14 protein-coding genes are annotated in these 25,573 nt (G+C 58.3%); 5 read left to right on the forward strand and 9 right to left on the reverse strand.

The window, feature by feature from the left end; translation table 11 throughout:
- From G439_RS11875 to G439_RS0109845, 6 genes are all read right to left on the reverse strand, one after another.
- Positions 1-1,229, reverse strand: a 1,229-nt coding sequence (locus tag G439_RS11875) for a P-loop domain-containing protein (protein WP_022869013.1), incomplete at its 3' end; no start/stop codon positions are given.
- A gap of 157 nt (positions 1,230-1,386) precedes the next feature.
- A complete protein-coding gene (locus G439_RS0109825) occupies positions 1,387-2,064 on the reverse strand; it encodes a hypothetical protein (RefSeq protein WP_022869014.1) in 678 nt (225 codons plus the stop codon).
- A 76-nt stretch (positions 2,065-2,140) separates the two neighbouring features.
- Positions 2,141-4,297, reverse strand: a complete 2,157-nt coding sequence (gene nrdE, locus G439_RS0109830) for a class 1b ribonucleoside-diphosphate reductase subunit alpha (RefSeq protein WP_022869015.1) — start codon at positions 4,295-4,297, stop codon at positions 2,141-2,143.
- Entirely contained in the window at positions 4,267-4,683 is a 417-nt protein-coding gene (gene nrdI / locus G439_RS0109835) for a class Ib ribonucleoside-diphosphate reductase assembly flavoprotein NrdI (RefSeq protein ID WP_022869016.1), read from the reverse strand. The genes nrdE and nrdI overlap by 31 nt, the downstream gene beginning before the upstream one ends.
- A gap of 147 nt (positions 4,684-4,830) precedes the next feature.
- Complete coding sequence (gene nrdH, locus G439_RS0109840) at positions 4,831-5,091, reverse strand: glutaredoxin-like protein NrdH (protein WP_022869017.1); 261 nt, start codon at positions 5,089-5,091, stop codon at positions 4,831-4,833.
- A gap of 778 nt (positions 5,092-5,869) precedes the next feature.
- Positions 5,870-7,552, reverse strand: a complete 1,683-nt coding sequence (locus G439_RS0109845; RefSeq protein ID WP_022869018.1) for an L-serine ammonia-lyase, iron-sulfur-dependent, subunit alpha — start codon at positions 7,550-7,552, stop codon at positions 5,870-5,872.
- A gap of 494 nt (positions 7,553-8,046) precedes the next feature.
- Between G439_RS0109845 and G439_RS0109850 the strand changes: the two genes are divergently transcribed.
- The 5 genes from G439_RS0109850 (at position 8,047) to G439_RS0109870 (ending at position 22,186) form a co-directional block, all read left to right on the forward strand.
- Positions 8,047-17,496 (forward strand): DUF5979 domain-containing protein, encoded by a 9,450-nt coding sequence (locus G439_RS0109850; RefSeq protein ID WP_131333624.1) that lies wholly within the window; start codon positions 8,047-8,049, stop codon positions 17,494-17,496.
- A gap of 82 nt (positions 17,497-17,578) precedes the next feature.
- Positions 17,579-19,282: a SpaH/EbpB family LPXTG-anchored major pilin gene (locus tag G439_RS0109855; protein WP_022869020.1), complete on the forward strand. Its 1,704-nt coding sequence runs from the start codon at positions 17,579-17,581 to the stop codon at positions 19,280-19,282.
- A 321-nt stretch (positions 19,283-19,603) separates the two neighbouring features.
- Positions 19,604-20,677: a class C sortase gene (locus G439_RS11880; protein WP_022869021.1), complete on the forward strand. Its 1,074-nt coding sequence runs from the start codon at positions 19,604-19,606 to the stop codon at positions 20,675-20,677.
- A gap of 47 nt (positions 20,678-20,724) precedes the next feature.
- A complete protein-coding gene (gene mtnN, locus G439_RS0109865) occupies positions 20,725-21,480 on the forward strand; it encodes a 5'-methylthioadenosine/S-adenosylhomocysteine nucleosidase (RefSeq protein ID WP_022869022.1) in 756 nt (251 codons plus the stop codon).
- A gap of 202 nt (positions 21,481-21,682) precedes the next feature.
- Positions 21,683-22,186 (forward strand): low molecular weight protein-tyrosine-phosphatase, encoded by a 504-nt coding sequence (locus G439_RS0109870; RefSeq protein WP_022869023.1) that lies wholly within the window; start codon positions 21,683-21,685, stop codon positions 22,184-22,186.
- 213 nt (positions 22,187-22,399) lie between these two features.
- On the opposite strand, the gene G439_RS11885 is transcribed toward G439_RS0109870, so the two are convergent.
- From G439_RS11885 to G439_RS0109890, 3 genes are all read right to left on the reverse strand, one after another.
- Complete coding sequence (locus G439_RS11885; protein ID WP_165544539.1) at positions 22,400-22,987, reverse strand: endonuclease domain-containing protein; 588 nt, start codon at positions 22,985-22,987, stop codon at positions 22,400-22,402.
- A gap of 947 nt (positions 22,988-23,934) precedes the next feature.
- On the reverse strand, positions 23,935-24,864 hold the full coding sequence (locus G439_RS12815; protein ID WP_022869026.1) for an AAA family ATPase: 930 nt from the start codon (positions 24,862-24,864) through the stop codon (positions 23,935-23,937).
- Between the two features lie 89 nt (positions 24,865-24,953).
- A complete protein-coding gene (locus tag G439_RS0109890; protein WP_022869027.1) occupies positions 24,954-25,529 on the reverse strand; it encodes a phosphoribosyltransferase in 576 nt (191 codons plus the stop codon).
- Between the last annotated feature and the right edge of the window lie 44 nt (positions 25,530-25,573).

Raw genomic sequence — 25,573 nt, forward strand, 5'->3', positions numbered from 1 at the left:
ATTGCTCCACAATTCAGGATGCGCGCCTCAACCGCCGTTCCGCATCCAGATCCACCACTACATCTGTGCGCATGGATGATCCCAACCAGAAGGTTCGTCGCCGACGTGTCCTCGTCAATGAGCAGCAGCGGCGATCCGAGTTCGACAGCTTCGACGATGGCTGCGGCCTGCGAGGTCGAACCTGAAGCGTTTGCCGTTGAAAAGCGGGTGGTGTCGGCGCCTCCAGGGAGGTGAGTGATGAAAGGGGAGACATCGACGCCGGTGACGGCCCGCCCGTCGGCGGCCCGGATCTTCATCGCGTCAGGAGTGGTGGCCACAAGTTCGCGTCCGTCACCGGGGATGTGCGAGTAGACGCCGCGCTGCAAGGCTCCCAGCAGTGTGGATTTGCCGTGGTAGCCGCCGCCGACAATGACGGTGACTCCAGGTTCAATGGCCATGCCTGTGACTTGGCCTGCGTGCGGCAATGTAACGGTGGCGCGCAAGGAGTCTGGCGAGTCGAACGCGACGGCCTGGTCTGCGTCCATCGGAAGCTGGGAGACGCCGGATTTGCGAGCCAGGATGGACCCGTCAGTAACGAATGCCACCCAATTGTTGGCGACGAGGGCGTCTTGGAGTGCCCGGTGGTCAACGTAGGTTGCGATGTGTGCGAGCAGGGCTTGGCGTGCGAGCTGGGTTTCGGGTTCTTCGGAGACGAAGTCGAAGGCGTCCATGACGATGTTGGGGACGTCGACGTCGAAGAGTTGGGCGGCTTGGCGCCCGAGGATGGAGCGGCCTCGTGCGGGCATGTGGACTTGGAAGCGGACCTCGACGCGGTCGGGCAGGACGGTGGCTGCGGAGCGTTGGAGGATTTCTTGGCCGGGGTGGGCGATGCGCACGGCTGAGCCTGCGCCGCGCCTGCGGATGGCTGTTTCGAAGGAACGCACGAGGAAGTCTGCGGCGGCTAGGCGGGTTGCGCCGTCTTTCAGGGCTTCGTCTGGCAGGCCCATGGCCTTGGGGGTGGTGGTGGCGCGGATTGACGAGGGCGGGGCGTAGGGGTCGGCTTGGACTCTGTCGATAGCCAGGGAGAAGTCACCGTAGTTCCAGTCGCCGACGACTGACTTGTAGGTGCCGTAGGGGCGCCCGTCCATGCGTTGCAGGTCGTTGATGAGGTCTTGGTCGGAGCCTGCGCGGCGGCGGCCACGGTCAGAGAAGTTGTTTCGGCCTGAGCGGTATTCGGGGCGCGGAGTCATGGGTTTAGTTTATCGGCAGGTCGGGAAGGGCCGGTGGGGAGGCGCCGGTGGGAGAAAGAATTATGGGCGTCCCTCGCGAAATTTTCTCCCCGCGAGGGACGCCCAAAAGTCTGCCGAGGGACGCCCATCTTTCTCGCGAGGGACGCCCAAATTGGTCTTAGAAGATCCCTGTCAGCATTGAGTAGTCATAACCTGTCGAAGAAAGGCTAGCCAGGACGAAGACGACAATGACAATGTAGAAGAGGATGATGACACCCCACAGGATCGTTCCAACGATGCCGAGGATCTTGCCGATCTTTGCGTTAGAAACCACGTCCTCAGGAATGCCTGCAGCCTGAGCCTTCTTAATAAGGCGACCGCCCCAAATCCACGCCGGAATCGCGGTGAGTGGGCCGAGGAGGATCAAGCCGAGGATGCCGAGAACGAGGACGACCGTCGAGTCCGAACGCAACTTCGCCGGATCGACAATTTCGCCGTTGATCATCACGGGCTGGGCGAGTTGTGCGGGCTGGCCGTACATCGGCTGTTGGTAGCCAGGCTGGTATCCCTGCTGGTAGGGAGCCTGACCGTACGGGGGCTGGCCGTATGCTGCCTGGCCCTGTGTTTGGTCGTAGCCGGCCTGGCCGTAACCGCCCTGAGGGTAACCCTGACTGGTCTGCTGGTATTCCTGCTGAGCAGTCGACCAGCTTGGGTCCTGTGTGGTGCTTGCCTGCGACTGGTCAGAAGCCGGCTGTGTCGAAGAAGGCTGGGCAGATGCCCACGCATCGTTACTGTCGCGATTACCCGTGCCGTATGGGTCAGAGTTGGGAGTAGGAGCTGCGTAGGGATTCGTCATCTCAGATGATCCTTTCAAAAGTGTTAAGGCCACATTACGAGGTCGATGCGTGCTTGCGCACTACTGCGGGTGCGAATCACAGCATGCAGGAGACACAACCCTCGACCTCGGTACCCTCCAACGCCATCTGACGCAGGCGCATGTAGTAAAGCGTCTTAATGCCCTTACGCCACGCATAAATGTAGGATTTATTGATGTCGCGCGAAGTGACCGTGGACGGGTAGAACAGCGTCAACGACAAGCCCTGATCGACATGCTGAGTGGCCACCGCGTAAGTATCAATGATCTTCTCCGGGCCAATCTCGTAGGCGTCCTGGTAGTAGTCCAAGTTGTCGTTGTCCATGAAGGGCGCCGGGTAGTAGACGCGGCCAATCTTGCCTTCCTTACGGATCTCAATCTTGGACACGATCGGGTGGATCGACGAGGTCGAGTTGTTGATGTACGAGATGGAACCCGTCGGAGGGACGGCCTGCAGATTCTGGTTGTACATGCCGTACTGGGCGACCTCGGCAGCCAAAGCAGCCCAATCCTCGTTCGTTGGCACCTTGATCGATGACTTAGCCAGCAGCTCGCGGCACTTGTCGGTCTTAGGTTCCCAATCGCCCTCGATGTACTTGGTGAAGTATTCGCCGCTTGCGTACTTGGAATCCTCGAAACCTTCGAAGGTCTCGCCGCGTTCGCGAGCCATCTTGCAGGAGGTACGGATGGCCTCGAACGCCACCGTCATGAAGTACATGTTGGTGAAGTCCAGGGCCTCTTCGGAGCCGTAATACACATGCTCGCGAGCCAGGTAGCCGTGCAGGTTCATCTGGCCCAGGCCGATCGCGTGGGACATGGCATTGCCGCGCGCAACGGAGGGGACAGACTGGATATTCGACAGGTCAGACACGGCGGTCAGGCCGCGGATCGCTGTCTCAACAGTCTTGGAGAAGTCCTCAGAGTCCATGGTCTTGGCGATATTGAGAGAACCCAAGTTGCACGAAATGTCCTTGCCAACATGGCTGTAGGTCAAGTCGTCGTTGTAGGTTGATGCCTCGGATACCTGGAGGATCTCCGAGCACAGGTTCGACATGGTGATGCGGCCCTTAATGGGGTTTGCAGCGTTGACGGTGTCCTCGAAAACGATGTACGGGTAGCCGGATTCGAACTGAATTTCAGCCAGGGTCTGGAAGAAACGACGAGCATTGATCTTCTTCTTACGGATCCGCCCGTTATCGACCATTTCGCGGTACTTTTCGGTCACAGAGATTTCTGACAGCGGCACCCCGTAGACGCGTTCAACGTCGTAGGGGGAGAACAGGTACATGTCCTCGTTCTTCTTAGCCAGTTCGAAGGTGATGTCGGGGATGACGACGCCCAGCGACAGGGTCTTGATGCGGATTTTTTCGTCAGCGTTTTCGCGCTTGGTGTCCAAGAAGCCCAGGATGTCGGGGTGGTGAGCGTGCAGGTAGACGGCGCCAGCGCCCTGGCGAGCCCCCAGCTGGTTGGCGTAGGAGAAGGAATCTTCCAGCAGCTTCATCACAGGGATGACGCCGGATGACTGGTTCTCAATCTTCTTGATCGGTGCGCCGGATTCACGCAGGTTTGTCAGCGACAGGGCGACGCCGCCGCCACGCTTAGAAAGCTGGAGCGCGGAGTTGATGCCGCGGGCGATCGACTCCATATTGTCTTCGATACGCAGCAGGAAGCAGGACACTAGTTCGCCGCGCGCAGCCTTGCCGGCGTTGAGGAAAGTGGGGGTGGCGGGCTGGAAGCGGCCCGTCATCATTTCGTCAACGAGGCTCTTGGCGAGCTCAAGGTCGCCGCGTGCCAGGAAGAGCGCGACCATGACGACGCGGTCTTCGAAGCGCTCCAGGTAGCGCTTCCCGTCGAAGGTTTTCAGGGTGTACGAGGTGTAGTACTTGAAGGCGCCCAAGAAAGTGGGGAAGCGGAACTTGTGGGCGTATGCCTGCTTGAACAGGGCTTTGACGTCGGAGAAGTCGTACTGTTCGAGGACGTGGGCTTCGTAGTAGCCCTCTTCGATGAGGTATTCGATCTTTTCTTCGAGGTCGTGGAAGAACACGGTGTTCTGGTTGACGTGCTGAAGGAAGTACTGGCGGGCAGCCTGGCGGTCGGCGTCGAATTGGATGTTTCCTTCGGCGTCGTACAGGTTGAGCTGGGCGTTGAGCGCGTGGTAGTCGAGCTCAGGGCTGCGGATGTCTTCTACGCCTGTGTCGGTGAGATTTTGTGCCAAAACTCGTTCAGTCCTTCGCGAACTCTGGAGACGTCCTCGGGGGTTCCGAGGAGCTCGAACTTGTACATGTGTGGGACGTTCAGTTTGGCCGCGACAATGTCACCTGCGAGGCAGAAGGCCTTACCGAAGTTGGTGTTGCCCGACGAGATCACTCCGACGCATTGGCGCCGGTTGTCGGGGTCGTTGAGGAATTTGATGACTTGTTTGGGGACTGCGCCTTTGAGGTTGCCGCCGCCGTAGGTGGGCACGATGAGGACGTAGGGCTGGTCTACGTGCAGGAATTCGTCTTTGGGCAGCAGGGGGATGCGCTGTGCGGGGAATCCCAGTTTTTCAGCGAATCGTCGGGTGTTTCCGGTGGCTGAAGAGAAGTAGACGACGTTGACCACGATGGTCCTTTCGCGTGTTCTCTGGTTCAGGGGGGCGAGTCTGGTGGCGGGGGATGAGTCCGGTTACGGGGGGCCGGCGGAGGTGCTGGGGCAGCCAGCCTGCGCAGTAAAATGTCCCAGCCACCGGGGTGGCCGGGACGTTGAGGCTTAGTTTTGGCCGACGGCAATGGGGGCCGTGGCTGCTGCCGCTGCGGCGGCTTTGATGCGGTCGGGGCGGAAGCCTGACCAGTGGTCGTCGCCCGCCATGACGACGGGTGCCTGCTGGTAGCCCAGGCCCTTGATGAGTTCGAGGGCGTCAGCGTCCTGAGTGACGTCGATCTTGGTGTAGTCCAGACCCTGCTTGTCGAGGGCGCGCATCGTTGCATCGCACTGGGGGCAGCGGGGCTTGGAGTAGACGGTGATCGTCATTTCAGGGTCTCCTCGGAGTTTCTATGTGCCTGTGTTGTATGCGGCGCGGGCGGTGAAAAGCCCGATGACAGGCTTGTAATCACACGGTTGTGGTTCTTGTGAACCGGTTTGTGCCGCGTTGATGAGACAACACTACACCTAGGGTCTAGTCATGTGCTCAACCCCAAGATGTTGTGTTTGTCGCGTTGGTGACTATTGGGTTGTGGATGGTCTGTTGAGTTGTTGTGGACGGGTGGCACATAGTTGTTCTTTGCCTGTCTCACTATCTATTGGAGCGTAGGCATCTGCGGTTCACGCAAGGCTTGGAACCTCGGGGTTTTCGGGCAATCCTGGATCTGCCAGTGAGGTCTTCCGAACCGCTATTGAAACTGTGGATAGGTGAATAAAATCCATCCACAAGTTGTGGAAAACTAGAAAAAACCCCACAAAAATTGCTTCAAATTAGTTGTTGAGATCGGCGTGTCGCCCCTAGATGTAGTGGGGGAGCTTATGAACCAAACCCTACATCTGGGGTTGACTGTTGCTAGTGCTGGGTGCCAGCGTTCGGTTGCGACAGTGTGAGTAGCCTCTGCGCCAGGTGTCGCTCAGCGCTGAGCGGTGTTGGTGTCGGATCTACCCGCAGTTTTAGACACAGTCGTGCCCGCTTTAGACCAGGCGCTTTGAGAGAATCGTTGGAATCTAGAGGTTTTAGAAAAGTGATGCGTACCCAGAAATGTGTGACTGTGTCTATTTTTGCGGGTGGCTCCGGCGTGGCCGCCCGCCGCCAACTCGCCTGGGCTCAGCACTCCACGACATTGACAGCCAGACCGCCCTCAGATGTCTCTTTATATTTAGAGAGCATGTCATTGCCTGTCTGTCGCATTGTCTCAATGACCGCATCCAAAGACACGGTGTGCCGCCCGTCCCCCCACATAGCCATGCGTGCGGCATTGATGGCTTTGACGGCGGCGATGGCATTACGTTCGATGCAAGGGATTTGCACTAGGCCGCCGACAGGATCGCAGGTTAGACCCAAGGAATGTTCCATAGCGATCTCGGCGGCATTTTCGACTTGTGAGGGGGTTCCGCCCAACGCTTGAGCAAGCCCAGCTGCGGCCATAGCGCAGGCGGATCCGACTTCGCCCTGGCATCCCACTTCGGCTCCGGCGATCGAGGCGTTGGTTTTGATGAGAGCTCCGATGGCTGAAGCGGCGAGTAGGAAGTTGTGGACAGAACGACGCAAGTATTCTGGGCTTTCGGGAGTTAGCCGTACATGTGCCAGGGGTGCGATATTGTCTTTTGTTTGGTGTGTCGTGCTATCTGTCAGAGTCGATTCACAGGCTGTGGTGCTTGCCTCATGATCCTCTTTTTCTGCGTTGGGAGGAGCATTCAGGTTGACGCCGAGCGCACCGGCTTCGGGGCATTCGGTGACAAGGTATCCGAGCACTGCTGGGATGACGCCAGCTGCGCCGTTGGTGGGGGCAGTGACGATGCGGTGTCCGGCGGCGTTTTCTTCATTGACGGCGAGGGCGTAAAGGTTGACCCAGTCCATGGCTCGCATTGGATCGTTGGGGGTGGATGCCCAGTGGTTGGTCGGTATCTGCTGTTTGTTTCGGGTGCGTTGCCCGAGTTTACGGGCCAGGGCTGCTGCTCGCCGGGGCACGTCGAGGCCGCCGGGGAGGATGCCGTGGGCTTGGGTTCCTGCGTCGATGCAGTCGAACATGGTGTTGGTAATGCGATCAAGGTAGTTGTCGAGGTCGGTGCGTGGGCGGGCAGACTCTTCGTTGGTGCGAACCAGATCAGAGATGCTCATATTTGCAGCGGCACAGGCTTTGAGTAGTTGTTCGGCGGTAGCGAAAGGATGGGGTGCTGGCACAGTGGAGGCAGATCGGGTGCTGGTGCTGGCCAGTGGTGCAACTTCGGGCCTGTGGGGATCGGCATTGGTCTGGATCATGACGAAGCCGCCACCTACGGAGTAGTAGGTGTGTTGAAGGAGTGTGGTTTCAGGCGCAGGGTCGCCCTCGTATGCGGTGATGGTAAGTGCATTGACGTGGTAGGGCAGGACGGTGCGGGCGTGGAAGCGGATGTCGTCCGCGGGGTCGAGGTTTGCGCGTGCTCCGTTGGGCAGCGTGATGGCGCGGTGAGTGGCGATGGTGGCAAGCAGTGTCTCGATGGTGTGGGTGGTGACGGTTTCGGGGTGGTGTCCGGCGATTCCTAGGAGAACGGCTCGGTCGGTGTTGTGGCCGATTCCTGTTGCGGCGAGGGAACCGTATAGGTCGATGGTGATTCGCGAGGGCGTGGTGGCGGCGAGTTGGGTAGTGAAATGCAAACCGGCGCGCATGGGGCCGACGGTGTGGGATGACGAGGGGCCGATGCCAATGCGGAACATGTCGAAGACGGATAGGGGGTGAGGGGCATTGGTAGCTGCGATTTTGCCGGAGATGAGGTCAGCGGGGGTCGCGGGGATGATGGACTGGGTCATAGGCGTTAATTGTGCCGGATATTGAAGAGGGCGAGGTCGAGTCGGGGCTGGTCCGCACGGGCGTGTCTGACTTCAATTGTCGAGGGACGCCCAAAAGTGTCGCGAGGGACGCCCAAACTGAGGGAGCAGCATGCAACTTGTGCGTCCTTCGACAGACTTATGTGCGTCCCTCGGGGTGGTAGAGGTTGCGTGAGGCTTGCATGAGTAAGTAGTGCTTAAGCTCTAGGACGTGATTAACTGAGAGGTGTTGGGAGGGGATATAGAGGTAGCCTTTTTACCGAACGCCTGTCCCTGTAACCCGTGAATAGTAGGAGTGTGATTTAGGTTTCCGTTGACAAATGATGAATAGTTGTAGAGTATTCTAAGTATTCTCTTTTTAAGAGTCACATCCGCATTAAATTTGATCGCGGGTGGGCAGATCAATCAGCCTCAATCTCCCAAATCGCGGGGGGGGGGGGGGGAGTTCGGAGTAGTTTATGCAGCATGCGGCTTCCGTGAGGCACCGTAGTCGCCTTGTCGACCGGACTGTAGCTGTAGTGATGGCAGCAATACTGGTTTTTGGCAGCATTGTTGGGGCGATCTTCTTACCGACAACCCCGGATGCCCAGGCAGTAACCGAGACTCCTGCGAGTGTGGCCCTCACAATCACCTCGAACCGAGCGAAGGTCGGTCGGACGATCGTCAACAACTCGGGTGACACCACGGCCACCGACGCCTACCCCTCTGATCGTGTGTGCGTCTCCTACTATACGAATGGTGCCTGTGCGCGCTATCAGACCAATCTGATCCGCTACGGCCTCATCGAAGGTAAGACCCCCTACAGCGGTGGTACTGAATTGACGTCTCGTGTAGATCAGTTCTGGGTGACCGGTGACCAGAAGCCCGCGGACATGTGGTCCTATGTTGCCCGCGGTATTCCTGCCAGTGGCAGTTTGGGAACCGCGATCCAGGCAAACGATCAGTCGGCCATCGGTTTCCAGGCCAACCAGCTCACGAGCGTCAATGCCAACGAGCCCTTCCTCATCGGCACGATGCGCCACAACAACAATCCGATCCTGACGATGTATTCGTGGCTCCACTCATCGCTGCATCTTGACTTCAACGGTGTCGAGGAGGAGTTCCCTTTCACCCAGGAAGAGACCAGCAACAATGACACGAACGTCGTCGTGCAGCGCGCTGGAGGCAATTACCGTTACTACGGTCAACCGAGCTACAACAACTGGACCGGTAATTACAGCTGCGGTACGAATCTGGTGCTCGCGCGAGTCAATAGCGCCAGTGGCGCCCTCGGTTGCTACCAGCGTTCTGTGCAAACCGGTGATTATGACCTCTATTCGGATGACACCACCTACGCTGCCGGGCTCAAGATCGGAAGGGCCAACCAATTGCCCTCCTCCGATGATCAGGTGACGATCAACAAGGTCGATTCGGAGCGAATCGTCCTGGGCAAGGACGGTGTCCCCTACCGTCTCAAGATTTGGGGCTTCTACAACAATGGGGCCAACCAGAACTGTCCGAGCATTCCTCCGGGCAGCGACGAGGAAACCGTCACCTATTTCCGCACCAAGGAAGGTCAGGACACTTTCGGTTGTCTCTACGGTGAATTCCAGCAGGAGCGCTACGTTACGATCTCCAAGACCGCCACCGCTGACGCCAACTCCCAGAACATCGCCGTTCCAGAGTTCTCCTTCCGTACTGATGCCGACTCCAAGGCCGAGTACTTCCACACAGCGAACGTCGTCAACGACACCAGCCTGTTCACCGGTGCCACCAAGCAGATCGATGGTGCGCACGCCGGGTTCATCCACGACGGTGCCTTCAACTACACGCTGAAACCCACCACGGCCAGGGGATCGGGTGGAACCGACAACTATGACCTCGCCAATGGCACCAAGACGCAAGCCGATGCCTATTACGCCTTCGGTGTCGGTTCCTCTGGTTTCAGGATCATCGAGAACAACCACGACACCTCTGCCAACCGCACCAGATCCGGATGGAAACTCGAAGGCATCGCCTGTGTCAACGGCAATGGTGAGGACGTCCGCGTGGGGGTCGATCTGAACAGCGGCAGTGTGGACTTCTCCGACGTGGGGGCGGTCACCGACCCCAAGGCCGTACCGATCCGCTGCACCTTCCATAACAAGTACGAGGCAAAATCGACCCTCACCCTGCGGAAGGTCGTCAACGGTGGTCCCGCTGCTGCATCGAATTGGCAGCTGGCGGCCAGGGGGACCGACGCAGTGACCTCCGGCACGACCCGGCAGGGAACCACGGGTTCCGGCAGGGTCACCTCCACTGTTGTGCCCTCCGGTGAATACGATCTCGGCGAGTCGCTGCTCAACCAGAACATTTACGGTTACGAGCTGACGGATCTGACCTGCCGTGACGCTGCCGGGCGTACTATCGCCACCCGTGACGTCGACGGTGACGGGGCCACCTTGGCCGAAAGACTCACCTTGGCTCCCGATGCGAACGTCACCTGCACCTTCACCAATACCTACTCCACCGGTCGCATCGCGGTGGACAAGCTGCTCGACGGGAAGACCGATGGCTTTGCCGGGGGCGGGCAGGGATTCACTCTCAGTTACACGTGCAACTCCGGTCACACCGGCGACCTGACCGTCCAACACGGTGATCCTCAGCGTCTGGTCAGTGAGGAGATCCCGGTAGGGGCTACTTGCTCGATCACCGAGAAGAACCCCCCGACCGGTTCGGAGCGTCTGGTGAACACCTCCTACAGGTGGACCGAACCCTCTTACTCGGCGCCGGTCACCGTCACTAAGCAGAACACGGCCACCAACCCGGCCCTGCTGAGCGTCACCAACACCATCGTCCAGGACACAGGTGTCCTTGAATTGGCGAAGTCGGTCAAGCCTGATCAGGGAGTCCAGCCGGGCTACACCGGTGGCACCACCCGCACCTTCCCGCTCCAGTACTCCTGCAGCCTCGATGGTCAGATTGTCGCCCAAGGCGTGCAGAACGTCGCAGCCGACTCCCAGGTGGCACGAGTCGAGGTGCCTGCCGGCGCGACCTGTACCGTGAGCGAGTCGACACAGACCGTCCAGCCTGGTGACTTCTCCGCCAACTACTACGACTGGTCAACCATCTCCTACGCTGGCAACGACGTGGTGGTCGGAAAGGCCCAGACCAAGCGGGTCACTGTCACCAACACCTACAAGATTGCGACCGTTCCCCTCACCATTTCCAAGGCAGTCGTCGGCCCCGGAGGAACCCAAGCTAACCCCGGTGATACTGGCTTCGTCGCACCCGACCACACCTTCGTTGTGAACTACACCTGTGGCCCAGCGACCGGCCAGGTGCAAGTACGTGATGGTCAGTCTGTTCAGGTACAGGTGCCACGTCAGACCGCATGCCAGCTCGACGAGGTCATGACCTCCCTCGACGATGCAACCCTCAACTCCGATTTCGACTGGGACGCAGACAACATCAGGTATGAGGATGCCAGGGGTACCCAGTTACGAGGTCGATCAGTCGATGTCGGTACCCAAGGCGGAACCGGTGTCGTCGTCAACCCCACCAAGCGTTCCTTCGGCGGCATTGCGATCACCAAAAAGGTGGCGGATCCCTCAGGGCTACGGGCAGATGCAAGATTCACCTATGACGTGAAGTGCTACGCTCCCGGCGTTGATGCTGAAGCTCCGGGTGGTAACCAGCCAAACCATACTGAGACGGTATCCATCACCCTCAACCAAGTGTGGCGCCTAGCAGAGGATACCGTGCCTGCAGGTTCGAACTGTCTGGTCACCGAAACCAGCCCGAACCCAGGTTCTAGCACTGGATTCAACAATGACTCCTATGCCTGGACCACCACCAGCTGGGAAATCAGCCACGGGCAAGAGCATGACGGGCACCGAGGCGATGCTCGTTCCACCATCGTCACTGCCCACCCGAAATCGGCCGAAGGCTTCTACCCGCGGGTCACTTTCACCAATGAGTTCGAGCGCCAGTATGTGACCCTGCAGATCTCTAAGATGCTCGATCTGTCGAGTATCGATCTGCAGGCGATTGACGCCCACACCTACAGCGGCGGATTCTACTGCAAGCTCGGTGACGATGTGATGGCCGGTTCCTGGAGCAAGACCCGTGATGGTGGTCCGGGCGATGCCGGTCTGGCGACCCTGACTCTCACGACAAACGATCAAGGAGTCGATCAGGGCGGACGCACCGACACCCTCACCCTGCTTAAGGGGTCCTGGTGCCAGGTGAGTGAAGAACCGCTCACGACCCGCCCCTATGATGCCGATGCGCACTACGTTTGGGGCGCTCCCACGATTACTCCCGGCACTGCAACCTGGGCCGATGGTGTCACTGAGGAGAAGGTCACTGTCACCAACACCGTCAAGAAGACTGAGGCTAACCTCCTCATCACCAAGGCAGTCTCCGGTGGCGATGAAGGTAAGCAGTACGCGGTGGGGACGAAGTTCGACTTCATCTACACCTGTTGGACCGACGCCACCAAGGTCGCCAAGGTCGTCGTCAACGGAGTTACCGCCGAAGGAACCCGTTCGATCACCGCAGGTGAAACTGCTGAGCTTGCCGATGTGACCCTGCCTGCTGGGGCCTACTGTGAGCTTCACGAGAACATTGATGCCAAGCACGGGATCACAGTCGATCCGTGGGTCTGGGATCCGGTCAAGTATTCCAACGCCACCGAGACAGGTCGCACCATGACCGCTGGCACCGGTGAAAATGCATTGGAGTCTCCGGTGGTCTCGGTGACTGTTCCTGCACAGGGGGCTATCACCGTTCAGGCCAATAACCACCTCAACAACCGTCTTACGAATATCAAGGTGACCAAGCAGATCGCCGGACTCACCGAGGGCTACGTAGGTGGCCAGAACTTCACCTTCAACGTGACCTGTTTGCCGGAGGAAGGCTCCTTCGTCTCCGGCTACCAGGGCACCCACACGGTCACCATTCCTGCCGGTTCGACGACGGCCACGGTGGACACTGGAGCATTGGTTCCAGTTGGCCAGCACTGTTCGGTCACAGAGGTCCCTGTTTCCGGTGGACTCAAGGACACCTCCTACACCTGGGAGGAGCCTCGCTATGAAGAGATTGTCCACGGGGAGAACAAGACTCCGGCAACCGTGACCGCGAGCATCGACAACAGTGCAGAGCTCAAAGTCACCAATCCGATCAAACGGGTCCACGGCACCGTGGGATTAACGAAGAGGATTACCGGCGAGGGCTCCGCCGCCGACCAGGGCAGGGGTGCGATCTACTCTGGCACATTCACATGCACCTACGACGGCCAACCCGTTGCAGCTGTTGGTACCGGAACGTGGACAGTAACCGGTCCCGGCCAAGCGACTGTCAAAGCTGAGGATGGAACGGATCTGACCGTAGCCAATGAGCTGCTGCCGTTGGGTTCGGTATGCGCCCCTGTGGAACAACAGATCAATGGCCAACCCAATGCCAATGATCCGCAGTATCGATGGAAGAACGGCGACGGTGCGCCCATCTACACCAATGCGACGGTCAGTCCCGAAACGCGGGCCGACATGCTTGTCACAAACACCGTCGAGCAAAAGCGTACTCCCGCGAGAATCACGAAAATCGTCACGGATGAAAACGGTTCCGAAACAACGGACTTCCTCAACGATGCGAACCAGAAATTCAACATCACCGTGTCGTGCGCGCCTTCCTTGGACTTCAACAACCAGGTGTTGGTATCCAAAGACCTCACTCATGGGCAGTCGTCTTATGAACAATCCGTTCCTGCTGGCTGGTACTGCCGCATCACCGAGGATAGTCCTCGCAATGAGTGGCTCAAGGATGCTTCATATTCATGGTTGGAGCCAGAGATCACTGTCTTCAACGGCGATACGAGGCTTACCGCAGTCGATGGGCATCCCAATGTCTACCAGATCAATGACGACGTCACGGATATTAGGGTTCAGGTAGTCAACCAGGTTAAGCGCGTCACAGGTCCAATCTCCTTGACCAAGGTGTTGACCAGTCAGGCCCAGGGTGCCGTCGCTGACGCGACCAAGGCCTTCACAGGCCGTTACACCTGCATCTACGATGGCGCTACAGTCTCAGCAGGAACCTGGTCTTCTGTCCCCGGACAAGATGCGATTTTCGCTGAGGACGCAGGCTATCTGGCCGATGTGTGGACTCCGTCTAAGACCGCCGTACAGACCACCGGTGGCCTGCCTCTAACAACTTCGTGCTCCTTCACCGAGGACGCGCCCAGTTCAGACGATCTCAAGAACATTTCCTGGTCGTGGAAGAACCCCGTCTTCGAGGACGGTCATGGTACGCCGGAGAATCCTGTGAACGTGTTGGATACTGGCGGTGCCCGTAAGGTCGTCGTTACCAATGACGTTGCTCCGGTCTACTCCACTCTCAAGATCGTCAAAGATTACGACGGCAGTACCGAAGCCATCACTCCCGGTGCGACAGTCCACGTTCAACTGATCTGTCGTAACCCTAATGACGGGACTCGGATCTCTCAGAGCTTCGATCTCAATGCATTGGGTATCCGCAACAACCAAGCTGACCCGAGCGTATCCAGCGTGATCGTTGACGGTCAGGTGCAAACAGTTAATGGGGCAGAAGTTGACACTGTCAGAGTGCCTGCTGGAGCAGACTGCACCATCACCGAAGACTCTTTGTCGACCAAACTTGAAGATGCTGGTTCCCAGCTCGTCGATACCTCGTGGGCATGGGAAAACGAGCGTTACTCGTCTCAGCTCGGCGACGCGCAGAGCGTCACGAGGACAGGTAGTTGGACTGCAACAACCTCGGCTGATGATCTTCTAACTTTGACGGTCACCAACCGAGCCAAGCGGGTCTACGGATCCCTTGAAGTCGAGAAGATTGTGCCTGACGCTACCACCACTGAAACTAACTCGTATAAGGGTCGTTGGACCTGTATTGACGAGGCCGGAGACGAATACACGGGATCCTGGAACCGCAACGGTGCCGGCGTGGCTTCACTAGAGTCGGATCAGGACTATGACGGTGACGGAGTGCGCAATAATCACGTTCCCGTTGGCTCTCGCTGCACGATCACTGAAACGGATCGACCTGCCCAACCAAATGTCAAAGACCCCTCCTACCAGTGGAGTGTTGAGGTTGGTGCGGTGCCCGTCGAAGCCGTGACCAATGTTGTCGATACTGTCACCTCGAAGGTTGCGACGTCAGCCTCAAATGCGAAGCTTCGAGTCACGAACGATCAGACTCGACGCTTTGGTTCATTCACGATCACCAAGCAGGTGCAGGGAGCGACCGACGCTGTCGACGCGAACGGCGAGTACTGGGTGAACTACACCTGTTTGACTCGCAGTGGTGAAACGGTCAGTGGTCTGGTCAAAATTATGGCCGGTGAGGACAACAAGGCCACGATTGGCAACAGTGAAGAGAATGGAGATGACCTCCCTGTTACTGACCAGACCGGTCGAATTCCAATCGGCTCGAACTGCTATGTCAAGGAGCTTCCTCCGGGCGCAGTAGTAGATGGGGTGACTGCTCCAATTAACCTTGCCAAACCAGGAACGGATTTCGTGTGGCGCGATACCGTCGCCTACTATGCGACCAATGCTTCGGGGCAGGTGGTACCGGACGAAGGTGGCGAAAACCGAGATGTGAAGAATCCGGGTTACTCCTTCATTCTGGGGCCGGATCCAACTAACGCTACAGTTGTCAATAACCTTGATCCGGTAGCGCAAGTTACGAAGACTTTTGCTGAAACCACTCAGCACGTGGGAGCTGACGGAGCCTGGGACGGTACCTGGGATCTTCGGTACACGATCACCGTGACCAACCCCTCCTCAAAGGTTGGCGTCGCCTATGGTCTGAAGGACACCCCCTCGGTGCCCGAGGGTCACACGATGACAACCATGACAGTGACCGGGCCCAACGGCACCATTGATGTGTCGGGACAGCCCTTGGCCAGCGGCAGGCCGGTGACATTGGTCCCCGATCTGCGCAGTGGTGCTGTCCTGGGCCCCAAGGGGTGGGTGAGTGCTGAAGGCGAGATCCTCATGACGAAGGAGGCCCTGCAGGCCGCCGGTGCTGAGCAGAACCAGGACGGCAGGTGGGTGATCGCCAACCCAGACACTGCCGATGTCGTATTCGTGGACGGAGAACTGCGGACTAGAAACGGCGATAAGATCGCCCTCGATCGACGCGCCTATCTGCCGCTCTCTGGCACCCACACCTACACTGTGGTGCTCAATGTGACTGCCAATGAGCAGGGCACTGGGGTGGATCGGGCCGAACCTGAGAACTGCCGGGCCATCACTCCCGGTGACGCGGTAAACACCGTCCACAACCAGGCTGACGTCAGTTCGAACAAGGTAATCCGATCCGCCGAGGACTGCGGTAACATCCCCGATTCCCCGACTTTCTCAGTGAAGAAGGTCAACTCTGGGATCGAGGAGAATGGTGAAGCCATTCGCAACTCGGACGGTTCCTACACTGCCGCCTACGACGTCACGGTGACGAACACGTCGACGACGTCCTCGAAGATTTATGAGGATGTCACTGACGCGCTCACCCTGCCCGACTCGGCGACGCTCACCAAGGTGGTGTTCACGGATACTCACAAGGTGGGGGCGATTGACGCCGGGATTGAACAGCAGCTCTTCCCTGCTGAGGTTGGCCCCTGGACGCTGGCAGCAGCGGGGTCTGGCGATGTCCTTGCCGGAGGGATCAAGGGTGATGATGGGACCGTTACGGGAGGCGCATCCCGCACCTTCCATGTGGTCGTCACCTTCACCGTTGACTCGGCCTCACCAAACTTCAAAGACGAGGAGTATCAGTGCGGCACAAGCCGCGGTGCCGATGGCACGATGCCTAACGGCATTTACAACCTTGCCTCGATGGAGGGCGACACCGACGGGCCGGACAACAACCATGCTTGCCAACAACTGAATCCGAAGTTGAATGTTAAGAAGGAACTGGAAGCTTCCGGCGGCAATACTGGTGCGGCGACCTTTGACGTGATTTACAAGATCACTGCTGAAAATCTCGGTCTTCTTGCTCAAAATACTGGTGTGCTCACCGATAAGCCTGGTTTCGCTACCGGTCTGACCATTAACAAGGTGCAGGTGGCGCGCACTGTCGCAGAGTTGGATGCCGCTGAACCTGTGACAGTTGACGGCGATGGCACATACAAGCTCACCGACGGCGTCGTTGTCGAACCAGTGACGGTCGGTGCTGACGGGGCCAATGTGCTGGGCTCGAACGAGCAGGTGTTCTACATTCGCTTCAATGTCACGCTGGACACGAAGGCCGTGGGTTACGAATCGACCAAACTGGAGTGTTTGCCCGGACAGGACGATACATACACAGAAGGCAACGGCTTATTTAATCTTGTCACTGTTAAGGATGCGGGCAAGGATTCTGTGCCCACCGATAATGATGAGTGTGCCCCGGTGGGGCCACGCATGATCCAGGTTAAGAAGATTGGTACTCAGACTAACGCAGCTGGTAACAATGATCTGGTAGGCGCTGAATTCGCCCTCTTCGATGTGGACCCAGCCCTAACCGGTTCGCAGCCGATTGCTGAGGGGATGACTGTAGATCCGACTAACGGTGCTTTGTTCACCAGCTCCACTTTGGAGATTGGAAAGACGTATTGGCTTGTTGAGACCAAGGCTCCTACAGGTCACAACCTGATGCCGCGCCCCGTCAAGTTCCAGATCGGGCAGACAGACGACGACAAGAAGCTGACGACGATTGCTCTGTTGGATGGCGATGCGATTATCGGTACGGCGGTCTCGTCCACTGATGCCACTGATTCGGACATGGCTGTCATTACGGTCAAGGACACACAAATCGGTAAGCTGCCCCACTCGGGTGGTGCTGGAGTCTCGCCCTACGTATGGGTAGCGATGCTGCTCAGCGTAGGAGCTGTGGTGATCGCCCTGATCACCATGAGCCGACGTCGGGAGGTGCGCGCGAGGTACTGACGTCTGCAACATGAGTAGTGAATACTGATCACCACACAAGAACATTTGAAGGATTTCCCTTTCACACAGGAGAGAAAAGAACATGACCACCAAGAAGACCCGCCGCGGCATCAGCCTGCTGGCAGCCTTCGCAATAGCTGCCGGCGGTTTCGCCCTGCCGGTCGCAGCGATGGCCGCAGATCCGGAGCTACCTTCGCTTATTGATGTCACCCCTGGTAGAACCGGCACACTGACGATTCATAAGTACCTTCAGACTGAGGACAATGGTGTAGTTGATGGCAATGGCCAGCCCCAGGACATGGCAGGCCAAACTCCCGTCCCTGGCGTTGTGTACAAGGTTGAGCGCCTCAGTACCATTGATTTGACGACTCAAGCAGGGTGGGAAACACTTGTCGGCTACAACAACAACGTCGCAACTGCTCGCGCTGGAGGCGTGGACCCTGCACCGGCTGACCAGACAACGGGACCTAACGGTACAGCGACCTTTGCCAATCTACCTATCGGCGCTTACATTGTCACCGAAGTTTCGGTGCCCGCAGGTTACACCGCCTCCGATCCTTTCCTGATTACAGTCCCAATGACGAACGTCAACGGTCCCGATGGTGTCCCCGGCAACGCCGATGACAACACCACTTGGGACTACGAGCCCGACGTCTACCCGAAGAACCCCCAAACGGGGATCGAGAAGACCGTTGAGGATACGAACTCGGTTGCCGTTGGTTCCACCATCGACTACACACTCAAATCTGACATCCCGAAGCTCGCTGATGGGCAGAAACTCAACTACTACACCGTTGTTGACCAGTACGATGCCCGGCTCACTCTTAGCGATCAACAGAAGGGAGCTATTAAGCTCACTCTCACTGACGGCACGTCACTGCAGCTTGGTGTTGACTACACGTTGAGCTATATTGATGCCCCCTTCGCTTACGATGATGGTGAGCCTGAGACGACGAATGACAACTTCAAGCGAGTCACAGCGGAGTTCACCGAAACCGGACGTCAAAAGCTCCTTGATCAGCGTATTGCTGGTGACGGCAGCACCAACCAAGTCATTATGACTTTCACCGCCACTGTTGCTCAGGCCCTCAGCCCTGATGGCATCGTTGATAACACCGCCATGATTTTCCCCGACAAGCCTCGAAACGACTGGGATCCGAAGACGAATACCACCCCGCCGCCGGACACCCCTCCGAGCTCTAAGGTCGAATCGAAGTTTGGCAAGGTGAAGATCAACAAAGTTGGTCCTGACGGTAATACTCCTCTGGATGGTGCTGAGTTCCAAGTCTTCAAATGCACCGGCCCCACGGTTGGTACCGCCAACTTCACTCCTGGTAACTACACCCTTGTCGACTCTGACGCCGATGCCGGTAACCCCGATGGCAACGCCAAGACTCCATTGACTGTTGGTGGCCAGACCACATTCGTGACTGTTGGAGGCACCGTCACGATCGACTCCTTGCAGAACAATGACTGGGAGGACGGAAAGGCTATAGCAGACAATAACGCGTGGGATTGGTACTGCCTCGTTGAGACCAAGGCTCCGTCTGGTTACGAACTTCAGACGAAGCCGCTTGCCTTCCAAATCACGCAGGCCAACTCGACCAAGGATAACGAGTATCAGATTGAAGCTAAGGTCACCAACGTGCCCTCCAATGCTGGCTTCAAGCTGCCTCTTACCGGTGCTGCTGGTGTGGGCGTCCTACTGACCGCGGGTGTTCTGCTCGTGGGCGGTGCAGGTGCCATTGCCTATGCGAACAAGCGCCGCAAGGATCAGGAATCCTGACCTTCTCTTCTCCGCCGAGAGCAGACCTTATGGTCGTTTTAAGCCAGAAAAATGGCGATTTTTGACCACAAAGTCTGCTCTCGGTGAGATAGCGGGATGCGGGGAGGCCTAGTGCCTCCCCGCATCCCGCATATCAACCTCCCTCCCCTCCCCGCGAGGGACGCACAAAACTTTCTCGAGGGACGCACATCTTTTGAAAAAGACAGCGCCCCGACACCAGAAGTCCGGCACAGAAAGCGCGTCCTCGCCCTCGTATATCACGCAACACACCCAGGTAGCACCTACGCTAAATACGTAAGCATCCACCCAACGGAAGGCGCCGTGAGCACATCAGCAATTACCGAGCGGACCTCACCTGCTGACAGCAAGGACGAAACGCCCGAATCTGCCCATCGGCGTAAACCGACTCCACTGAAGTGGAAAATCCTCCAACTTCTCCCGCCAATCATGCTGCTCCTGGGCATCATTGTGCTGCTCTATCCCGTCATTGCTACCCAGCACAACAACGCGCGCCAACAAGAAATTGCCGACCAATATACCGCCGAAATGACCAATGTTGGCCCTGACGTCCTTGCCGCAGAACTCCAAGCCGCCGACCACTACAACGCCACGCTCGCCGAATCACCGATTCTCGACCCCTGGCTCGAATCACAACGCCCAGACACCCCCCAGTACCAGAACTACCTGTCGCAGCTCGACATTAACCCTGTCATGGGTCAAGTCGTCATCCCCAAAATCCACGTCGACCTCCCCATCTACCACGGCACCACCGACGACGTCCTCAACAAAGGTATCGGACACCTCTTCGGAACAGCTCTACCAGTGGGAGGCACCTCCACCCACTCAGTCATCACCGGACACACCGGCCTGGGCACCGCCACCATGTTCGACAACCTCACCAAAATCGAAAACGGCGATGTCTTCTACCTCCAAGTCGCAGGCCGCTACCTCAAATACGAGGTCAACGACATTCGTATCGTCCTACCCAACGAAACCGACACCCTCAACAAAGTCATCGGCCGCGACCTCGCCACACTCATCACCTGTACCCCATACGGCGTCAACTCCCACAGGCTCCTGGTCACAGGCGAACGAGTCCCCATCGACCCCGAACAAGCGCGCGCCGAAACTGCCGCAGCCACCCCCGCGCCCATGCAAACGTGGATGATCTGGGTGCTCATCGCGGTCGGCGTCATCAGCCTCATCGCAGTTGGCTTGTTCATCCGCTGGCTACTGATCGGGCGTCGCCGCAAACGCGACGAAAAGAAAGCCGACGAGGCGCGAATCGCCGCGCTGGCCGCCGCCGCGCGCGACGGGTACGAATTGCCCATCGACGAGGGCGAGGGCGAGAACCTCGATCACGGCACAGCTACCCAGCGCAAGCCCAAACACTGACAGTGGGCACCAAAGCACCAGAATGCGGGCACATCTAAACTAAACCCATGACAACCATCAACTTCCCCGAACGCATCCGCGTCGAAGCCGTCATCCAAGCAGCCATGGACATGGAAGCCAAACCCCTGCTCGATGCCCTCGAACCCCTCGAAGGTGAAGAAACACCGCAAGTGGTCGTCGCAGGAAAGTTCGGACACGCCGTCCAGCGTTTCATCCTCGGAATGCTCGACGGACACAAGGTCCTCGTCGTCACATCCGGAATCGGACTGGCCAATGGAGCTGCCGCCGCCGCGCGCGCCCTCGCCCTCGTCGACACCCCCATCTTTATCGCCGCAGGAACCACCGGCGGCCTCGCACACGACATCGAAGTCGGCGACATCGCCGGCGGCATCTCCACCGTCTACGGCCAAGCTGACGCCACAGCCTTCGGCTACTCCTTCGGACAAGTTCCCCAAATGCCCGCCGACTACAACTCATCCGAAGCAGCCGTCGGCAAACTCGGACGCCTTGGAGCCCACGTCGAATACACCGTGCGTTCGGGGCAAATCCTGTCCTCGGACTCTTTCGCCACCGAGCAGGTCGCTGACCCCTTGCGCGCCCAATTCCCCAAAGCCATCGGCTCCGACATGGAAACCTGTGCCATGGCTCAAGTCGCCTGGTCAGCTGGCGTCGACTGGATCTCGCTGCGTGCAGTGTCCGACCTGTGTGGGCCGGGAGCTGACCAACAATTCCACATGGACGGTGAGCGCGCTGCTCAGCACTCCGCTGATGCCGTGAGAGCGTTCCTCAACCTGGAAGACTGAGCCCGCTGACTCTTTTGCAGGGGTGCACGGCGCACGGTCCGCACGGGGCACCCATGTGGGGTTGACCCACGCGGGTGTGGGGCTTATTGGGCGCAATCTGTGCACACTGAGCTTGCAGCTTCCCTCAGATTCACAACTGAACGCCCCCTCTTACAGAGCGCGAACTGTAGAGCGCTAGGAGTGAACCTCGTAAGGAGAACCCATGAAACGCGTCCTCATGGTTTGTACCGGCAACATCTGCCGATCCACCATGGCCCACCAAGTCCTCGCCGAAGCTGTGGCCAAAGCCGGGCTTGATGTTGAGGTGGATTCTGCCGGGGTTTCAGACGAAGAACATGGGAACCCCATTGACCGGCGAGCGGCCAGAGTGCTGCGAGAAAATGGACACGGCGTGCCCGACCATCGGGCGCGCCAAATTCGCCAGAATGAGCTTGGCGAATGGGACCTGATCCTGACGATGACAGGGCACCATCTTCGATCCGTGAACCGGCTGCGTGACCTGGCTGGCTTGCGTGGGCGCTCTGGTGTTCAAAGGGAGGCGACGCCAGAAATCCGGATGTTCCGTGAGTTTGACCCGCAGGCTAGCCCGCGAGATATGGACCTGCCGGATCCCTGGTATGGCGGACACGAAGACTTCGTTGAAACGCTGGAGGTTATTGAGCGCGCTACCCCGAAGATCGTGGAGTATTTGCGTACCTTGGGGTGATGCTGTGGCGGTTCGGGGGTGCTGTGGCACCCTGCGGTGATTCTGCGCGACTTCGGTTGGTGTCTGAAGACGGGCTCCTTGCGTCACCCGCAAAAACAGACACAGTCGTGGAGTGCGTGAGAACCGAAAAAGTCCTGAAATCCCTTTGACCTGCGGAAATAGTTTTCATTTAAGGCGCTTGCCGGAACGACTGTGTCTAATTTTGCGGGTTAGTCACAGGAAGCTCCAGGAAGAGTAGTCCAATGCTGGCCGCTCCAGAGCCAATGCGTGATCACGCATTGCCAGCACTTCCGACACGAAGGTGCAATTTGTCATCACAGCTTCATACTCGAACCGCACTACCAGGAAGCCGAGTTCAACCAGCCGCCGATCTCGCTCAAGATCTCGGGCTCGCTGGAGCTTATCTTTATGAAAAGCCCAGCCGTCTAACTCGATAATCAACCGGTCGAAGACGATCATGTCCACCTCGCCAACTCCAGGGATTGGAACGCCAACCTGAACCCGAATTCCTGCATCCTCGAGTTGTAAACGAGCGCAAGTTTCTAAGATTGAACGGCTTCCTCTCACCGAATGCTTAATTGCTTGCTGAAGCCTGCTTGACGTCGGTCCGAAGCTGGGAATGTGCAGCTCTGCAATGTCGCAGAGATGATTTGTCGTGACGAAGTCCAGCATCGCGACGGCTGACTCTGGAGACAAGCAGGCGCAACTCCGTTCGAGAACTCGCGGCAAACTGGCCAGCCAGGGGCGAACTGGATCTGAATCGAGTGGTGTTGACTCTCGATGAATCACCACATCGTCCATTCTTCGCAGTCTGCTTGGTTGCTGAGACCGATTGCGCGGGACTGCTAGGTGGGTCCGCGGTGACTTGTCGCTGTGCAGGATTGGTAGGCCATGGTGAGCTGCTGCGCTGCAGCAGGTTAACTTAGCGTTGTAGATTGCGGCGCGGACTTGATCAAGACTGACGAACTCGGCTAAGTAAAGCCAACCTCTGTAGTAGTGCAGGGTTGAGGGCAGATCTACGATCGTTAACCCGTTGTGAACGAGAGGCGCCAGGCGGAGGAGGCCTCCAGCGCGCGCGACTTTTTCGACGATATCCATCTATTTATCATGTTGGTTCGTTCTGATTCTGCAAGGTTCGATTGTCTCCCTGTGGATAAGTTGTGATGGGTGATGATCTGTTAATTCTGTCTTGCTGCGGACCCAGAAGGCGACTTGGTGTGCAGAGCTGTTGTTGTGAGCAGTGTCTGCTTTGGTCTACCGGCAGAATTAGACACAGTCGTTCCGGCAAGCGCCTTAAGTGAAAGTTATCTCCGCAGGTCAAAGAGATTTCGCACAAGCGGCAGTTGACTGGCGAGCCACGACTGTGTCTGTTTTTGCGGGTGAAGTCAAGTCACTTCGAACGACGCGCGGCAAAACACGCTTCCTGCCATGCAGGATCAAGCCAATCAGGCAAACGGATTGGCAACCAGTACACAGCGACCGCTGCGATTACCAAGATCAGCCCCAGCGCTCCAAACACAGTCGCGACTTCGGCTGGCCCTCCCAGTGCTTCTACCACGGTCATCCCACCCACACTCAGGAGAATTGCCGCCGCGGCTGGAAACAACAATGAAAGGTCTGGTCGCCTCTTCGTAATGCTTGGCAGCGCCCGAATAGTGCGTCTGAGCCGAGTGTCGGTGAACAACCCGACCGCCCAGTATCCCCACACCACAAAGGAACTGAGAACGAACACTACGGCCCAAAGTGCCTCACTCATCAGCTTTTTGGCTTTCCCGCGCCCAGACCACCGCGTCGGCCCGACCTCGGTGGGCGTTCACAAGGGTGACATTTGCCGCATCCACAGTTCGAGTCCAGTGAGCAGCTTCCGCACGGTCACGCCCAAAGGCTTCATGGCGGGCCACTAGGCGCCGATAAACGTCAGCGTCTGGAGTATCAATATGGATGAGCAAATCGATGAGTTCTCGGACTTCACGCCACCCCGGCTGGTCGAGGCCCAAATAGTTCCCTTCGGTAATGACGATGCCGGTTGGCAGAATTGGCACCGAGGCGGCCACAGGCTCATGCAGGTCACGTCGATAGTCGGGCGCCAGGACAATTCGAGGATCCTGCGGCTTGGTTGGATCCACGGGAGCCTCTGGGGCTGGCGTCGACGGCCCAGCTGTCATGGCGGATTCCACGGAGTCGGTTGGCTGATCTGGATCAAGTGACGTGACTTCGGTAGCAAAGTTCCGCGACAAGTTTGGGCGTCCCTCGGTGAAGTTTTGGGCGTCCTTCGGGGGAGTTTTGGGCGTCCCTCGCGAGGAAGTATCTTGCGAGGAACTGTTGGCGGAGGAGCGGAGCCGACGAAGCAGAGCCACAAACCCCCACACATCGAAAGTGTCGGGAGCCCCCTTACGGTCGTGGCGATCCGACTCGTCCAACACCGCGTTAGACATATGGAATCCATCCATCGGAGCCACGCCCGCGACCTGCACCCCGCGTGCCCGCAACATGTCAGCGACCAGGGCTGCCACCGTGGTTTTCCCCGTGCCAGGTGGTCCAGTGAGCCCCAACACCCGCAACTCATCACCGCGGCGTAAGCGCTCAACCACGAGGTCAACCACCTGTTCGGCCACTGAAATGGATGCAGCCACGCCCCCACCCGTCCGGGTGGGGGCACCGCCCTCGTTAATCTCCATCACGAAGCCCCAAGCTCATCGCCGCAGCCCAGAGGTCTGCAGTCCCGCAGCCCAGCGGCCCGAAGGCAGGCAGCCCAGAGGGCCACGGTTCACACCTGCGCGGCCGCGTCGCCGGGCACAATCACCGGCAGCGTCGACCACGGGAAGTTGATCCACTTATCGGTTTCGCGCCAGATGTAATCCGGGTCAATGATCGACACCGGCTTCTTGTAGATGACCGCGCATCGCGCATCCACGCGCACATTCGTTTCACCGTCCAACGACAGGCCGTGCTCGTCGATCAAATCCATGACCATCTTGAGCGTCTTGCCTGAATCGGCAACATCGTCAACTACCAGGACACGCTTTCCATCCATCGCGGACACGTCCATGAGCGGAGGCAGCAGCTGCGGCTCGTCCAGGGTTTCACCGATGCCGGTGTAGAACTCGACGTTCATGGTGCCCACGGCTTTAACGTCCATCGCGTACGAGATCGCGCCTGCCGGAATGAGGCCGCCACGCGCAATCGCCACAATCAGGTCAGGCATCCATCCGGAATCGACGATCTGGCGGGTGAGTTCTCGCGACGCCTCGCCGAAAAGATCCCACGTGAGAACCTCACGGTCTGGGGCTTCGCTCGCATCCTTGCTGGTCACCTGGGTTGTCGAATCCGCATGGTCCGTCATGGTGTTGCTGCTCCTTCAATTCTGCGTTTTGCGCGGCGGCGCGT

It is taken from the genome of Schaalia vaccimaxillae DSM 15804, assembly GCF_000420425.1.
Classification (GTDB): Bacteria; Actinomycetota; Actinomycetes; order Actinomycetales; family Actinomycetaceae; genus Pauljensenia; species Pauljensenia vaccimaxillae.

What these genes read in the sequence shown, in the direction of transcription:
- G439_RS0109855 (WP_022869020.1), top strand. Translation starts at nt 17,579, where the DNA reads ATGACCACCAAGAAGACCCGCCGCGGCATCAGCCTGCTGGCAGCCTTC.
- nrdH (WP_022869017.1), bottom strand. Translation starts at nt 5,091, where the DNA reads ATGACGATCACCGTCTACTCCAAGCCCCGCTGCCCCCAGTGCGATGCA.
- G439_RS0109890 (WP_022869027.1), bottom strand. Translation starts at nt 25,529, where the DNA reads ATGACGGACCATGCGGATTCGACAACCCAGGTGACCAGCAAGGATGCG.
- G439_RS0109870 (WP_022869023.1), top strand. Translation starts at nt 21,683, where the DNA reads ATGAAACGCGTCCTCATGGTTTGTACCGGCAACATCTGCCGATCCACC.
- G439_RS0109825 (WP_022869014.1), bottom strand. Translation starts at nt 2,064, where the DNA reads ATGACGAATCCCTACGCAGCTCCTACTCCCAACTCTGACCCATACGGC.
- G439_RS0109845 (WP_022869018.1), bottom strand. Translation starts at nt 7,552, where the DNA reads ATGACCCAGTCCATCATCCCCGCGACCCCCGCTGACCTCATCTCCGGC.
- G439_RS12815 (WP_022869026.1), bottom strand. Translation starts at nt 24,864, where the DNA reads ATGGAGATTAACGAGGGCGGTGCCCCCACCCGGACGGGTGGGGGCGTG.
- G439_RS11885 (WP_165544539.1), bottom strand. Translation starts at nt 22,987, where the DNA reads ATGGACGATGTGGTGATTCATCGAGAGTCAACACCACTCGATTCAGAT.
- mtnN (WP_022869022.1), top strand. Translation starts at nt 20,725, where the DNA reads ATGACAACCATCAACTTCCCCGAACGCATCCGCGTCGAAGCCGTCATC.